Annotated in this window: 16 protein-coding genes and 1 pseudogene; 7 read left to right on the top strand and 10 right to left on the bottom strand. The window is 62.9% G+C overall.

Annotation, left to right across the window (positions count from 1 at the left end):
* Nucleotides 1-27 precede the first annotated feature (27 nt).
* Nucleotides 28-751: pseudogene (locus HV823_RS04560) on the top strand (sulfite exporter TauE/SafE family protein).
* A 12-nt stretch (nt 752-763) separates the two neighbouring features.
* Here the strand turns inward: HV823_RS04560 and arsH are convergent.
* The 9 genes from arsH to HV823_RS04515 form a co-directional block, all read right to left on the bottom strand.
* Nucleotides 764-1492: an arsenical resistance protein ArsH gene (gene arsH / locus HV823_RS04555; protein WP_343051759.1), complete on the bottom strand. Its 729-nt coding sequence runs from the start codon at nt 1490-1492 to the stop codon at nt 764-766.
* Nucleotides 1467-1889 carry an arsenate reductase (glutaredoxin) gene (gene arsC / locus HV823_RS04550; protein ID WP_176948538.1) on the bottom strand — a complete coding sequence of 141 codons (423 nt, stop codon included), beginning with the start codon at nt 1887-1889 and terminating at the stop codon, nt 1467-1469. Before arsC ends, arsH begins: the two co-directional genes overlap by 26 nt.
* Before the next feature lie 2 nt (nt 1890-1891).
* Nucleotides 1892-2950: an ACR3 family arsenite efflux transporter gene (gene arsB, locus HV823_RS04545; RefSeq protein ID WP_176948537.1), complete on the bottom strand. Its 1059-nt coding sequence runs from the start codon at nt 2948-2950 to the stop codon at nt 1892-1894.
* Nucleotides 2950-3477 carry an arsenate reductase ArsC gene (locus HV823_RS04540; RefSeq protein ID WP_176948536.1) on the bottom strand — a complete coding sequence of 176 codons (528 nt, stop codon included), beginning with the start codon at nt 3475-3477 and terminating at the stop codon, nt 2950-2952. Before HV823_RS04540 ends, arsB begins: the two co-directional genes overlap by 1 nt.
* 15 nt (nt 3478-3492) lie before the next feature.
* A complete protein-coding gene (gene arsN2 / locus HV823_RS04535; protein ID WP_176948535.1) occupies nt 3493-3933 on the bottom strand; it encodes an arsenic resistance N-acetyltransferase ArsN2 in 441 nt (146 codons plus the stop codon).
* A complete protein-coding gene (locus HV823_RS04530; RefSeq protein WP_176948534.1) occupies nt 3930-4283 on the bottom strand; it encodes an ArsR/SmtB family transcription factor in 354 nt (117 codons plus the stop codon). Before HV823_RS04530 ends, arsN2 begins: the two co-directional genes overlap by 4 nt.
* A 273-nt stretch (nt 4284-4556) precedes the next feature.
* Nucleotides 4557-5840, bottom strand: coding sequence for an O-acetylhomoserine aminocarboxypropyltransferase (locus HV823_RS04525; protein WP_176948533.1), 1284 nt, complete (start codon nt 5838-5840; stop codon nt 4557-4559).
* Nucleotides 5841-6101: 261 nt separating this feature from the next.
* Complete coding sequence (locus HV823_RS04520; RefSeq protein ID WP_176948532.1) at nt 6102-6530, bottom strand: CoA-binding protein; 429 nt, start codon at nt 6528-6530, stop codon at nt 6102-6104.
* 69 nt (nt 6531-6599) lie between these two features.
* Nucleotides 6600-7046, bottom strand: a complete 447-nt coding sequence (locus HV823_RS04515; RefSeq protein ID WP_176948531.1) for a CoA-binding protein — start codon at nt 7044-7046, stop codon at nt 6600-6602.
* A 264-nt stretch (nt 7047-7310) separates the two neighbouring features.
* On the opposite strand from HV823_RS04515, the gene HV823_RS04510 reads away from it, so the two are divergent.
* Genes HV823_RS04510 through HV823_RS04500 form a run of 3 tightly spaced genes read left to right on the top strand, consistent with a single transcriptional unit; the run spans nt 7311 to nt 8733 of the window.
* The gene (locus HV823_RS04510) at nt 7311-8147 is read left to right on the top strand and encodes an EamA family transporter (protein WP_176948530.1); all 837 of its coding nucleotides are present in this window, start codon (nt 7311-7313) and stop codon (nt 8145-8147) included.
* A gap of 57 nt (nt 8148-8204) precedes the next feature.
* The gene (locus HV823_RS04505; protein ID WP_176948529.1) at nt 8205-8477 is read left to right on the top strand and encodes a type II toxin-antitoxin system Phd/YefM family antitoxin; all 273 of its coding nucleotides are present in this window, start codon (nt 8205-8207) and stop codon (nt 8475-8477) included.
* A 22-nt stretch (nt 8478-8499) separates the two neighbouring features.
* Nucleotides 8500-8733 carry a Txe/YoeB family addiction module toxin gene (locus HV823_RS04500; protein ID WP_176948528.1) on the top strand — a complete coding sequence of 78 codons (234 nt, stop codon included), beginning with the start codon at nt 8500-8502 and terminating at the stop codon, nt 8731-8733.
* Here the strand turns inward: HV823_RS04500 and HV823_RS04495 are convergent, their stop codons facing one another.
* Nucleotides 8734-9555, bottom strand: a complete 822-nt coding sequence (locus HV823_RS04495; protein ID WP_176948527.1) for an enoyl-CoA hydratase — start codon at nt 9553-9555, stop codon at nt 8734-8736.
* 188 nt (nt 9556-9743) lie between these two features.
* Between HV823_RS04495 and HV823_RS04490 the strand changes: the two genes are divergently transcribed.
* From HV823_RS04490 to rpsI, 3 genes are all read left to right on the top strand, one after another.
* Nucleotides 9744-10181: a PaaI family thioesterase gene (locus HV823_RS04490; RefSeq protein WP_176948526.1), complete on the top strand. Its 438-nt coding sequence runs from the start codon at nt 9744-9746 to the stop codon at nt 10179-10181.
* Between the two features lie 229 nt (nt 10182-10410).
* Nucleotides 10411-10875, top strand: coding sequence for a 50S ribosomal protein L13 (gene rplM / locus HV823_RS04485; protein WP_176948525.1), 465 nt, complete (start codon nt 10411-10413; stop codon nt 10873-10875).
* Between the two features lie 2 nt (nt 10876-10877).
* Complete coding sequence (gene rpsI, locus HV823_RS04480; protein WP_176948524.1) at nt 10878-11354, top strand: 30S ribosomal protein S9; 477 nt, start codon at nt 10878-10880, stop codon at nt 11352-11354.
* Nucleotides 11355-11512: the final 158 nt, after the last annotated feature.

Below are 11512 nucleotides of genomic sequence, written 5' to 3'. Positions count from 1 at the left end.
GGAGCCATCATCGGCACACTCGGCGGGTTGATCGGGCTTGGCGGCGCGGAATTCCGTCTGCCGCTGCTCATCGGCGCATTCAATTTCGTGGCTCTTGAGGCAGTGATCCTGAACAAGGCAATGAGCCCTGTCGTCGTGTCTTCCCCCCTGCCGTTTCGAGCCGGCACGATCCCTTTCACCCAGATCGCATCGAATTGGCCAATCATACTGAACCTTCTAGCAGGAAGCCTAATCGGTGCCTGGTTCGGCGCAGGATGGGCGACACGGTTGAAATCTAAGACGCTCTACAGGGTGATATCCGTTCTTCTTGTCGCGATCGCCGTCGTGCTGGTGCTTGGCCATGGCACGTCGGCGGGGCAATCGCTTCTGACCGGAAACTGGCAGATTGTCGGCGGAATATCCGCCGGCCTCGTGATCGGCATCGTTGCGTCGCTATTGGGCGTCGCCGGGGGGCGAGTTGCTCATTCCGACGCTTGTTCTGCTCTTCGGCGCGGACATCAAGCTCGCCGGTAGCCTTTCACTGGCGGTGAGCCTTCCCACCATGCTCCTAGGCTTTACCCGCTACAGCCGCGACCAAAGCTTTTCGGTTCTGGGGCGCAACAGGGTGTTCGTCCTCATAATGGCCGCGGGATCGGTCGTAGGGACGTTTGTTGGTGGATTGCTACTCGGCATTGTCCTGAATTCGGTCCTTCTCCCCGCGCTGGCCGTGATCTTGTTGCTGTCAGCCGTAAAAGTTTGGCGGCACGGCTGACAGCATTTCTCGTCAGATCGACTTGAGGTGAACCCGCTTTTCCAGTTCGGCCGCCTGTTCCTTTCGCTCGCTGTAGCGGTCTGTCAGGTGGGCCGAGGCGTCCCTCGTCAGCAGCGTGAACTTCACCAGTTCCTCGCAGACGTCCACGACGCGGTCATAGTAGGAAGAGGGCTTCATCCTGCCGTCGGCATCAAATTCCTGGTAGGCCTTGGCGACGGACGACTGGTTGGGGATCGTGATCATCCGCATCCAGCGGCCGAGCACGCGCATCTGGTTCAAAGCGTTGAAGGACTGGCTGCCGCCGGAGACCTCCATGACGGCCAGCGTCTTTCCCTGCGTCGGGCGGATTGATCCGAGCGACAGGGGAATCCAGTCGATCTGGGCCTTCATGATACCCGTCATCGCACCGTGCCGCTCGGGGCTGACCCACACCTGGCCTTCAGACCATTGCGATAGCTCGCGCAGCTCCTGCACTTTCGGATGGCTGGCGGGAGCTTCGTCGGGCAGCGGCAATCCTCTCGGGTCGAACATCCGCACCTCGCACCCCAGACGCTCCAGAAGACGTCTGGCTTCGTGCGCGAGCAGCCGGCTGTAGGACACCTCCCGAAGCGAGCCGTGGAGGATCAGGATGCGCGGCTTGTGCGTCGAAAAGGCTGGGCGCAACGCGTCGAGTTCAGGCTGGCGAAGATGCCGCTCCTGCAAGGCGGGGAAGGTCTCAGACAATCCGCTTGCCCTCCTGATCGAGGACCTGCTCGCCGTCCTCCTTGAAGAAGGCGCCCTTGAAGGCATCGGGCAGGATGGCGAGTACAACCTCCGAGGGGCGCGCGAGTCTGGTGCCGAGCGGCGTGACGACGAACGGACGGTTGATGAGGATCGGGTCCTTCAGCATCGCGTCGAGCAACTGCTCGTCGGTCAGCTTCGGATCGTCGAGGCCCAGATCCGCATATGGCGTCCCCTTCTCGCGGATCGCCTGCCGGACGGACAATCCCGCATCGGCGATCATCTTCGCCAGCTCCCCGCGCGAGGGCGGAGTAGCAAGATACTCGATCACGGTCGGCTCGATCCCGGCGGCGCGGATCATTTCCAGCGTGTTGCGGGACGTGCCGCAGGCGGGGTTGTGATAGATGGTGACGTCCATTGTCATGTCCTTTCGGTGATGGTGTTCCGGGAGACGGCGGGGGCCGCCTCGTACCAGCCCTTGGTGCGGTTCACGGCCCAGACGACCGTGAGCATCACGGGAACCTCGATGAGCACGCCCACGACCGTCGCCAGTGCTGCGCCGGACTGGAAGCCGAACAGGCTGATGGCAGCCGCGACCGCGAGTTCGAAGAAGTTGCTGGCGCCGATCAGTGCCGAGGGCCCGGCGACGCAATGGCGCTCGCCCGACATCCGGTTCAGGAGATAGGCGAGCCCCGAGTTGAAATAGACCTGGATCAGGATAGGAACCGCCAGCAACGCGATGATCGTCGGCTGCGCGATGATCTGCTCGCCCTGGAAGCCGAAGAGGAGGATGAGCGTCGCCAGCAGCGCCACAAGCGAAAGCGGCTGCAGTTTCGCAAGCATGGCGTCCAGCGCCTTCGTCGTCCCGTCGGCGGTCAGGCGCCTTCTCAGGACCTGCGCGATGATGACGGGGACGACGATGTAGAGGACGACCGACAGAACGAGCGTGTCCCACGGCACGGTGATCGCCGACAGCCCGAGCAGCAGCCCGACGATCGGCGCGAAGGCGACGACCATGATCGCATCGTTGAGGGCGACCTGCGACAGCGTGAACAGCGGCTCGCCGCGCGTCAGGTTGCTCCAGACGAACACCATCGCGGTACAGGGTGCAGCCGCAAGGATGATCAGGCCCGCGATGTAGGAGTCGATCTGGTCGGCAGGCAGATAGGGACGAAACAGCCATCCGATGAACAGCCATCCGAGCAGCGCCATGGAAAACGGCTTGACCGCCCAGTTGATGAACAGGGTGACGCCGATGCCACGCCAATAGGTGCTCACCTGCGAAAGCGAGCGGAAATCGATCCTGACGAGCATCGGGATGATCATCAGCCAGATCAGGATGGCGACGGGCAAGTTGACCTTCGCGATCTCGGCCGCGCCGATGAGCTGGAAAACACCGGGCATCAAATGGCCGAGGGCGACGCCGACGACGATGCAGAGAAAGACCCAGATGGTCAGGTAGCGTTCAAACGCGGACATCAGGCGGACTTCCCCTGGCTTGTCGTCGAGCCTTCCATAGTGCCGATCTGGCGGAGCTTCGTTTCGAGCGCCAGGCGGTCGATCGAAGCCAGCGGAAGGCTCAAGAAGACCATGATGCGGTTCTTCAGGAAGCGCGCGGTTTGGGCGAAGGCCCGCTGGATTTCCACTTCCGAGCCGGTAACGGCGGCGGGATCTTCGACACCCCAGTGCGCCGTCATCGGATGCCCGATCCAGACCGGGCAGGCCTCGCCGTGCGCGCTGTCACAGACGGTGAAGATGAAATCCATTTCGGGCGCGCCGGGCTTGGCAAAGACGTCCCAGCTCTTGGAGGAGAAACCTTCGGCCGGATAGCCAAGGGCCTTCAGTTCCTTCAGCGCGTGAGGATTGACTTCGCCCTTCGGCTGGCTGCCTGCCGAATAGGCTTTGAACCGTCCGCCGCCTTCCTTGGTGCGGATGGATTCGGCGAGAATGGAGCGAGCGGAGTTGCCCGTGCACAAGAAGAGCTCGTTGTAGGTCTTGTCGATCATGGTCGTGGTCCGTGGTTAGATCGGAGGTCTGCTGAGCTTCATGATGGTGGCCGATGCCGGACAGATGGCTGAAAGCTGCCGGGTTGCGAGAACGGCAGGTGGGACATCGCCTCGCTCGACCACGACAAAGCCGAGCTTTTTGAAGAACGCGACTGCGGTCGTCGTCGCCAGAAAGACTGCCGCGCCGTCCGTGACGGCTTTCAGCGTTTCCCTCGTCAGCGATCTGCCGAATGCCTTGCGGCGATGTTCGGGTAGGATGACCATCGACCTGATCAGGACCGCGTCGCCGCATCCCTCCATGCCCGCGTAGCCAACCGTGCCGCCGTCGGAGGAAACCGCCCTGAAAAACGTGCGCCCCGGAAACTCGAGGTCTTCCGTCGGCAGACCGGAAATCGACAGCGCCAGCTTCAGTCCGACATCGCTACCCGGGACTGGCTCCAGCCGGATCTCGCTCATGACGGCTTTACCTCGGGCGCACAGCAAGGCGTGAGTTCAGCGATCAGGGGCGCACAGAGTTCGGTCGAGCCGCCGCAACAGTCCTTCAAAAGGAAGAGCGTCAGCTCGCGCAATCCCTGGAGGTCCGCCCGGTAGATGATCGAGCGGCTGTGCCGCTCGCTTGTCACGAGGCCCGAGCGCGACAGCGTCGCAAGATGCGCGGACATCGTGTTCTGCGGAACGTCGAGAAGCCGGGCGAGTTCGCCGGCAGGCACGCCTTCGGGCTCGTGCCGGACGAGAAGCCGGAACGTCTCGAGTCTCGTGGACTGGGCGAGTGCGGCGAGCGCCGCGATTGCTGTGATGCTATCCATATATCCAGAATAACGGATATTAAATCGCTGTCAATGGTCACCTCGATCAACCCGCTGGATGGGCTGTTCGGAGAACGGAGGCTGAATGAACCGTTCGTTCGCACCTTGAAACCGGACGACGGCGGCCATACCCCGGAAGCCTTCGCTGGCAGGTGGATACCCCGACAAGACGACGCTTGTCGGGGTAAGGACGCCAACGATCTCCGGCTGCGTCCAGAGCGTCGGCATAACGAGATGGATCGCCTCAAATGCCGACGTTATTGGCGAATTGCATCAGGCCTTCGCCAGGGCCTGCTCGATATCCGCGATGATGTCGGCCGCGTCCTCGATGCCGATCGACAAGCGGACGACATCGGGGCCGGCGCCGGCTGCCGTCTGCTGTTCCGGCGAGAGCTGGCGGTGGGTGGTGGAGGCCGGATGGATCACAAGGGAGCGGGTATCACCGATATTGGCGAGATGCGAGATCATCTCCAGCCCCTCGACGAAGCGCTTGCCCGCGTCGTAGCCGCCCTTCAGACCGAAGGTGAAGACGGCGCCGGCGCCGTTCGGCGCGTAGCGCTTCTGCAGGGCGTGGTTGGGGTCGCTCTCAAGGCCGGAATAGTTGACCCAGGAGACCTTGTCGTTCGTCTTCAACCATTTCGCCACGGCCAGCGCGTTGTCGCAGTGGCGCTGCATGCGCAGCGGCAGCGTCTCAATGCCGGTGATGATCTGGAAGGCGTTGAAGGGCGAGATCGCCGGGCCGAGATCGCGCAGGCCGAGCACGCGGCAGGCGATGGCAAACGCGAAATTGCCGAAGGTCTGGTGCAGCACGATGCCGGCATATTCTGGGCGCGGTTCGGAAAGGGCCGGATACTTACCCGAAGTCGACCAGTCGAAGGTGCCGCCATCGACTATGATGCCGCCCATCGAATTACCGTGGCCGCCGAGGAACTTGGTCAGCGAATGAACGACGATGTCGGCCCCGTGTTCGAACGGGCGGACGAGATACGGCGTCGCCATGGTGTTGTCGACCACCAGCGGCAGGCCATGCCTGTGAGCGATTTCGGCAATCGCCGCGATATCGACGAAGGTGCCGCCCGGATTTGCGAGGCTCTCGATGAAGATCGCCTTCGTCCGTTCGTCGATCTGGCTCTCGAAGGTCTCGAGCTTGTCGGTATCGGCCCAGCGCACGTGCCAGTCGAAGTTTGCGAAGGAATGGCCGAACTGGTTGATGGAGCCGCCATAGAGCTTGCGGGCGGCGACGAAATTGTCACCCGGACGCATCAGCGTGTGGAAGACCAGCAGTTGCGCGGCATGGCCGGATGCGACGGCGAGCGCTGCAGTGCCGCCCTCGAGCGCGGCGACGCGCTCCTCCAGAACCGCCTGCGTCGGGTTCATGATGCGCGTATAGATATTGCCGAACGCCTGCAGGCCGAAGAGCGAGGCGGCATGATCGGTATCGTTGAAGACGAAGCTCGTGGTCTGGTAGATCGGCGTCGCACGTGCACCGGTCGTGGGATCTGGTGCTGCACCTGCATGGATTGCGAGCGTCGAGAAGCCCGGCTTGTTCTTCGTCATGTAAACCTCCCGTATGGCGCGATCCTCCACCGGTAAAACGCGCCTTTTTCAAAACCTTAGCCAGCGCCCGGAGCATACTTGGCCAGCAACCCGGGCGTCCGGACCGGCACTATTCCAGAGCAATCAATGGCGGTCAAAGAAAGAATTTGTCGAATGTGGGCCGCAACCGGAAACAGCTTTCCGCTCCACATCCACAACCCGCACGCACCGGAGCGAGCCTCGAGCGATTTACGTTGGCCGCTCCGCCGCAGCGTCAGCCGATCAGCCGATCAGCCGGGGATATTCGATGGCCGGGCAGCGGTCCATGACCACCTTGATGCCGGCAGCCTCCGCGCGTTCGGCAGCACGGTCGTCGCGAACGGACAACTGCCCCCAGATGACCTTCGGCAGCGGGTTCAAGGCCAGCACTTCATCGACGAGGGCGGGCAGCGCGCTCGCGGCCCGGAAGACGTCCACCATGTCGATCGGCTCGGAAATATCCGCAAGGCGCGCATGGACCAGCTGGCCGTGAATCTCCTTGCCGGCCTGGCCCGGATTGACGGGAATCACCCGATAGCCCTTGCGCAGAAGGAAGGCCATGACGCGGTTGCTGGGGCGCTCCGGATTGGGTGAGGCGCCGACCAGCGCAATCACGCGCATGTCACGCAGGATATCGGCCAGGTAGTAGTCGGCGTAGCTGTCGTGATTCATCCGGCCTCCGTCATGCTGACAGCAACATGGAACGGCAGGCGGACTTGTCAATACGCGATTGACGTCGGGTCAGGCGGACATCGCTGCGACGCGCGTCCGCGCCGGAAACTCGGCGACCGGCGAACGATCCATCACCACCTGCAGGCCGGCAGCCTCCGCCTTTTCGGCCGCCGCATCGTCGCGAACGCCAAACTCGCCCCATATCACCGCCGGGCGACGATCAAGCGCAAGCACCTCGTCCACCACCGCGGAAAGTTGCGAGGGAGCGCGGAAGACGTCGACCATGTCGACGGGCTCCTCGATGTCGCACAGGTGCGCCACCACCGTCTGGCCGAGGATTTCCTTGCCGGCATGCCCGGGGTTGACCGGTATCACGCGGTACCCCTTGGCGATCAGGAAATCCATGGCACTGTGGCTTGGGCGCGACCGGTTGGGCGAGGCACCGACGACGGCGATCGTGTGCACCGAGCGCAAGATCTTGCGGGTGTAGCCGCTTGCGTAATGATCGTGGTTCATCGAAGCCTCCCGGGGCTATCGTGACGGCGAGGCGCCCCGTGCCCGCACTCCCGATCCGTTTCGTCCGTACATGATACGTTATTTCCGCCACGATTGCGACCGTGCGGCGCAACCACGCGCACCAGCCCGTCCCGGTGCGGAGAGGTGGGCATTTTTTCTGCGGCATCGGCTGCGCACTCCGTTGCAAATGCGTCCGTTTCGGCAGATGAAGTGTCTGCCGCCCGTCGCCTTTCCAGCCCCAACCGAACAGACCGAGGTTCTTCCGTGCCGATAGACGTGATTGCGCTTGTGCTGCTCGGCGCGGCGCTCCATGCGACCTGGAATGCGATGGTCAAGGCTGGTACCGACAAGTCGCTGGATGCGGCGATGATCGCCCTCGGCGCTGGCGTCTTCGGCCTTGCCTTCCTGCCCTTCGTTCCGCTGCCGGCCCCGGCCTCCTGGCCCTTCATCGCCGTTTCGGCAGTCTTCCAGTTCGCCTATTTCCAGCTGGTTGCTGCGGCATACCGGGCCGGCGACATCGGCCTCGTCTACCCGCTGATGCGCGGTGCTGCCCCGCTGATCGTCGCCTCGACCAGCGGCTTCGTGCTCGGCGAACATCTCTCCCCCGGCGCGATGACAGGAATCCTCATCATCTGCGGCGGGGTGCTGACGCTGGCCTTCGAAAGCCGTCACGGCGGAAAGCATGCCTTCATCCTGGCGCTGGCCAATGCCTGCGTCATCGCCTGCTACACCTTCGTCGACGGCGCGGGCGCGCGCGCCTCCGGCAACGCGATCTCCTATACGCTGTGGATGGCGCTCCTGCCGCCGGTGCTTCTGTTTTCGTGGGCAATCTGGAAGCGCGGGCTCGACGTCGTGACGAACCATGTCCGGCGGAACTGGAAACGCGGGCTGATCGGCGGCGGCGGGTCGATCGCCTCCTACGGCCTGGCGCTCTGGGCGATGACGAAGGCGCCGGTGGCGACGGTCGCAGCACTACGCGAGACCGCGATCCTCTTCGCCCTCATCATCTCCGTCGTCTTCCTGAAGGAAAAGGCGAGCATCTGGCGCTACATTGCCGGAGCGACGATCGCCGCCGGCGTGCTGGTGCTGCGGCTGGGCTAGTCGTTGCACCTGGAACCCAATCCCTGCATGTACAAAGATACGTACAGGATCCGCGACATGAAAATCGTCAGCCTTTCCGAGCTGCGCGCCAACATCGCCAAGCACTTCGACCAGATCGAAAACGACCACGACGAACTGATCGTCACCCGACAGAACCGCGAACCCATGGTCGTGATGTCGCTCGCCGATTTCGAGAGCTGGAAAGAAACGATGCACCTGCTCGCCAGTCCGGCAAACCGCGACCGGCTTCTACAATCGGTGAAGGAGCTCGATTACGACAGGGGAACGCCCCGGACCATGGACGTGCTTGTGGCGGCCGCGCGCCGGTGAAGCCCTGCTTTTCGACGCGGGGATGGGAAGACCTCACGAACACGATCGAAAGACGCTTGGAAAGCTCCTCGTATTGATCCGCGAGTGCCAACGAACGCCGTTCTCCGGCCTTGGCAAGCCAGAACCGCTAAGCGGCGAACTGAAAGGGTTCTGGTCACGCCGGATCACGCAGGAGCACCGGCTCGTCTATCGTATCACCTGCTCCGAAGCGAACCAGCAAATCGAAATTGCCGCCTGCCGGTACCGCTACGGGTAGTCAGGTCACCTTCCAGTCCGGCATCCGCTTTTCCAGAAACGCGCCGATGCCTTCCCGGGCGTCGTCGCGCAGCATGTTGTCGACCATGATGGAAATGGCCTTGTCGTAGGCCTCGGGCAAGGGCAAACCGGCCTGAGCGCGGTAGGCGGCTTTGCCGATCCGCAGCGCCTCGGGCGACTTCGAGGCGATGACAGCCGCATATTTGTCGACCACCTGGCGCAGATACTGTTTCGGCACGATGCGATTGACGAGACCGAAATCCTTTGCGGTCGACGCGTCGATCGTCTCCCCGGTCAAAAGCATCTCCATCGCCTGCTTGGGATGGGCCGCGCGTGTCACCGCCACCATCGGGGTCGAGCAGAAAAGGCCGATATTGACGCCGGGCGTGCAGAAGGTGGATGTGTCGGTGCAGATCGCCAGATCGGCCGTTGCCACAAGCTGGCAACCGGCCGCCGTGGCCAGCCCGTCGATTTCGGCGATCACCGGCTGCGGCAGCCCGGCGATCTTCAGCATCAGGTCGGCGCACATGCGCATCGTCTTTTCGAAGAAGGCCCGGCCGCCGTCGGCATCCGCGCGATGCGCCGTCATTTCCTTCAGATCGTGGCCGGCGGAGAAGAGGCTGCCTGTCGCCGCCAGCACCACCACGCGAATGCCATCGTCGGTCGCAGCCTTGTCCAGCGCGCCTGAAAGGGCCTCCATCAGGGCAATCGAGAGAGCATTTGCCGGCGGATTGGCAAGCGTCAGGCGCAGGACCGCGTCATGGCGCTCCTCCGACAGCAAGCTGTTGCCCTCGGATTTGTGCAACTGGACCACATCAGCCATGGCGACACTCCCATCCTGTTTCATCTGCATTCCGGAATCTTGTCTTCGTCCGCCTCGTGGTACGCGCGCCGCAGGCCAGTTTCAAGACTGTGGCCGCACCATGCGCGACCTTAGACTTTCCGGCAATTGCACTGCCAAGCCTTTCGGCTCTATCACATTTGCCGTGGCGGAGGACGGATGAGATCACGATGGCGAACGAACATATCCCGGTCATGACCGTCGAAGAGCTGAACCGGTTTTTGGAGACCGATTTCCCCGAGATTCATACCGACGGCAAGGTGTTCGAGGTGACCGCCGTCGCGCCCGGCACCGTCGCCATGCGGCTGGCGCCTTCGGAAAAACATCTGCGCCCCGGCGGCACCGTTTCCGGGCCGACCATGTTCGCCCTTGCCGACGTGACCGCCTATTGTACGGTGCTGGCGCATGTCGGACCGGTGGCGCTGGCGGTGACGACCAACCTCAACATCAACTTCCTGCGAAAGCCACAGCCCGGCCCGCTGACCTGCGACTGCCGGCTTCTGAAACTCGGCAAGCGGCTGGCCGTGATCGAAGCGTCGATCTCGGCGGGGACGGAAGGCGATCTGGTCGCCCATGCGACTGCGACCTATTCGATTCCGCCGCGATAAATTGTGGTATTATACCACCACAAAAACAAATAATTGATTTTACAGCGTTTTTATTCTCGCCGCTCGAAACACGTCGCTTGACGCCCTGAAAGCCCTCCCTTATAAGCCGGCACAGATCGCGGTCCGTTCGGGCCGCTTTCGTTTTTGGCCGGCTTACGCCTGCCAAACCAAGCAACAAGAAACGCCCCGGGCGCCTGGCGCCTCGGGTCCAAACGAAAAGAGTTTTACCATGGCAACCTTCTCTCAGAAGCCCGCCGAGGTGGAAAAGAAGTGGATCCTCATCGACGCCGAAGGCCTCGTTGTCGGTCGTCTCGCTTCCATCATCGCAAACCACCTGCGCGGCAAGCATAAGGCTACCTACACCCCCCACGTCGACGACGGCGACAACGTCATCGTCATCAACGCCGAGAAGGTCGCTCTGACCGGCAAGAAGTACTCCGACAAGAAGTACTACTGGCACACCGGCTACCCGGGCGGCATCAAGGAGCGCACCGCGCGCCAGATCATCGAAGGCCGCTTCCCGGAGCGCGTCATCGAGAAGGCAGTCGAACGCATGGTTCCGCGCGGCCCGCTCGGCCGTCGCCAGATGAAGAACCTGCGCGTCTACGCCGGTGCCAACCATCCGCATGAAGCACAGCAGCCGACCGTCCTCGACGTCGCCAAGCTGAACAGCAAGAACGTAAGGAGCGCCTGATAATGGCTGACCTCTCTTCCCTGAAGGATCTGGGTACGGCTGCTGCCGCTCCGGCTTCCTCCGCCCCGGTTCACGTCAAGAAGGTTGACGCCCAGGGCCGCTCCTACGCCACCGGCAAGCGCAAGGACGCCGTCGCCCGCGTATGGCTCAAGCCGGGCTCCGGCAAGATCACCGTCAACGGCAAGTCGTTCGAAGCCTATTTCGCCCGTCCGGTCCTGCAGATGATCCTGCAGCAGCCGATCGTCGCTGCTGCCCGCGAAGGCCAGTTCGACATCGTCGCCACCGTTGCCGGCGGCGGTCTCTCCGGCCAGGCCGGTGCCGTCCGTCACGGTCTGTCCAAGGCGCTCACCTACTTCGAGCCGGGCCTGCGCCCGGTCCTGAAGAAGGGCGGCTTCCTGACCCGCGACTCGCGCGTCGTCGAACGCAAGAAGTACGGCAAGGCAAAGGCCCGCCGTTCGTTCCAGTTCTCGAAGCGCTAATCGCTTCACGAACTCTGCGGAATATCTGGAAGGCCGGGCTCGTCCCGGCCTTTTCTCGTTTCAGCTGCCTCGACGGTCAACGTTCCGCACTTTTGCGCGCAAGGACTTGCGCGCGCTGGATGCCGGATCAAGTCCGGCATGACGGACCCGGTGGACCT

Origin of the sequence: Mycoplana rhizolycopersici (assembly GCF_013378445.1) — a bacterium.
In the GTDB taxonomy this organism is placed as follows: Bacteria; Pseudomonadota; Alphaproteobacteria; order Rhizobiales; family Rhizobiaceae; genus Mycoplana; species Mycoplana rhizolycopersici.
This window is presented reverse-complemented; position numbering and strand designations above follow the sequence as displayed.

Bases quoted from the DNA above. Each gene is read 5' to 3' on its own strand.
- arsC (WP_176948538.1), bottom strand. From the start codon at position 1,889: ATGGACGTCACCATCTATCACAACCCCGCCTGCGGCACGTCCCGCAAC.
- arsB (WP_176948537.1), bottom strand. From the start codon at position 2,950: ATGTCCGCGTTTGAACGCTACCTGACCATCTGGGTCTTTCTCTGCATC.
- HV823_RS04540 (WP_176948536.1), bottom strand. From the start codon at position 3,477: ATGATCGACAAGACCTACAACGAGCTCTTCTTGTGCACGGGCAACTCC.
- arsN2 (WP_176948535.1), bottom strand. From the start codon at position 3,933: ATGAGCGAGATCCGGCTGGAGCCAGTCCCGGGTAGCGATGTCGGACTG.
- HV823_RS04530 (WP_176948534.1), bottom strand. From the start codon at position 4,283: ATGGATAGCATCACAGCAATCGCGGCGCTCGCCGCACTCGCCCAGTCC.
- HV823_RS04525 (WP_176948533.1), bottom strand. From the start codon at position 5,840: ATGACGAAGAACAAGCCGGGCTTCTCGACGCTCGCAATCCATGCAGGT.
- HV823_RS04520 (WP_176948532.1), bottom strand. From the start codon at position 6,530: ATGAATCACGACAGCTACGCCGACTACTACCTGGCCGATATCCTGCGT.
- HV823_RS04515 (WP_176948531.1), bottom strand. From the start codon at position 7,046: ATGAACCACGATCATTACGCAAGCGGCTACACCCGCAAGATCTTGCGC.
- HV823_RS04505 (WP_176948529.1), top strand. From the start codon at position 8,205: ATGAAAATCGTCAGCCTTTCCGAGCTGCGCGCCAACATCGCCAAGCAC.
- HV823_RS04500 (WP_176948528.1), top strand. From the start codon at position 8,500: ATGGGAAGACCTCACGAACACGATCGAAAGACGCTTGGAAAGCTCCTC.
- HV823_RS04495 (WP_176948527.1), bottom strand. From the start codon at position 9,555: ATGGCTGATGTGGTCCAGTTGCACAAATCCGAGGGCAACAGCTTGCTG.
- HV823_RS04490 (WP_176948526.1), top strand. From the start codon at position 9,744: ATGGCGAACGAACATATCCCGGTCATGACCGTCGAAGAGCTGAACCGG.
- rplM (WP_176948525.1), top strand. From the start codon at position 10,411: ATGGCAACCTTCTCTCAGAAGCCCGCCGAGGTGGAAAAGAAGTGGATC.
- rpsI (WP_176948524.1), top strand. From the start codon at position 10,878: ATGGCTGACCTCTCTTCCCTGAAGGATCTGGGTACGGCTGCTGCCGCT.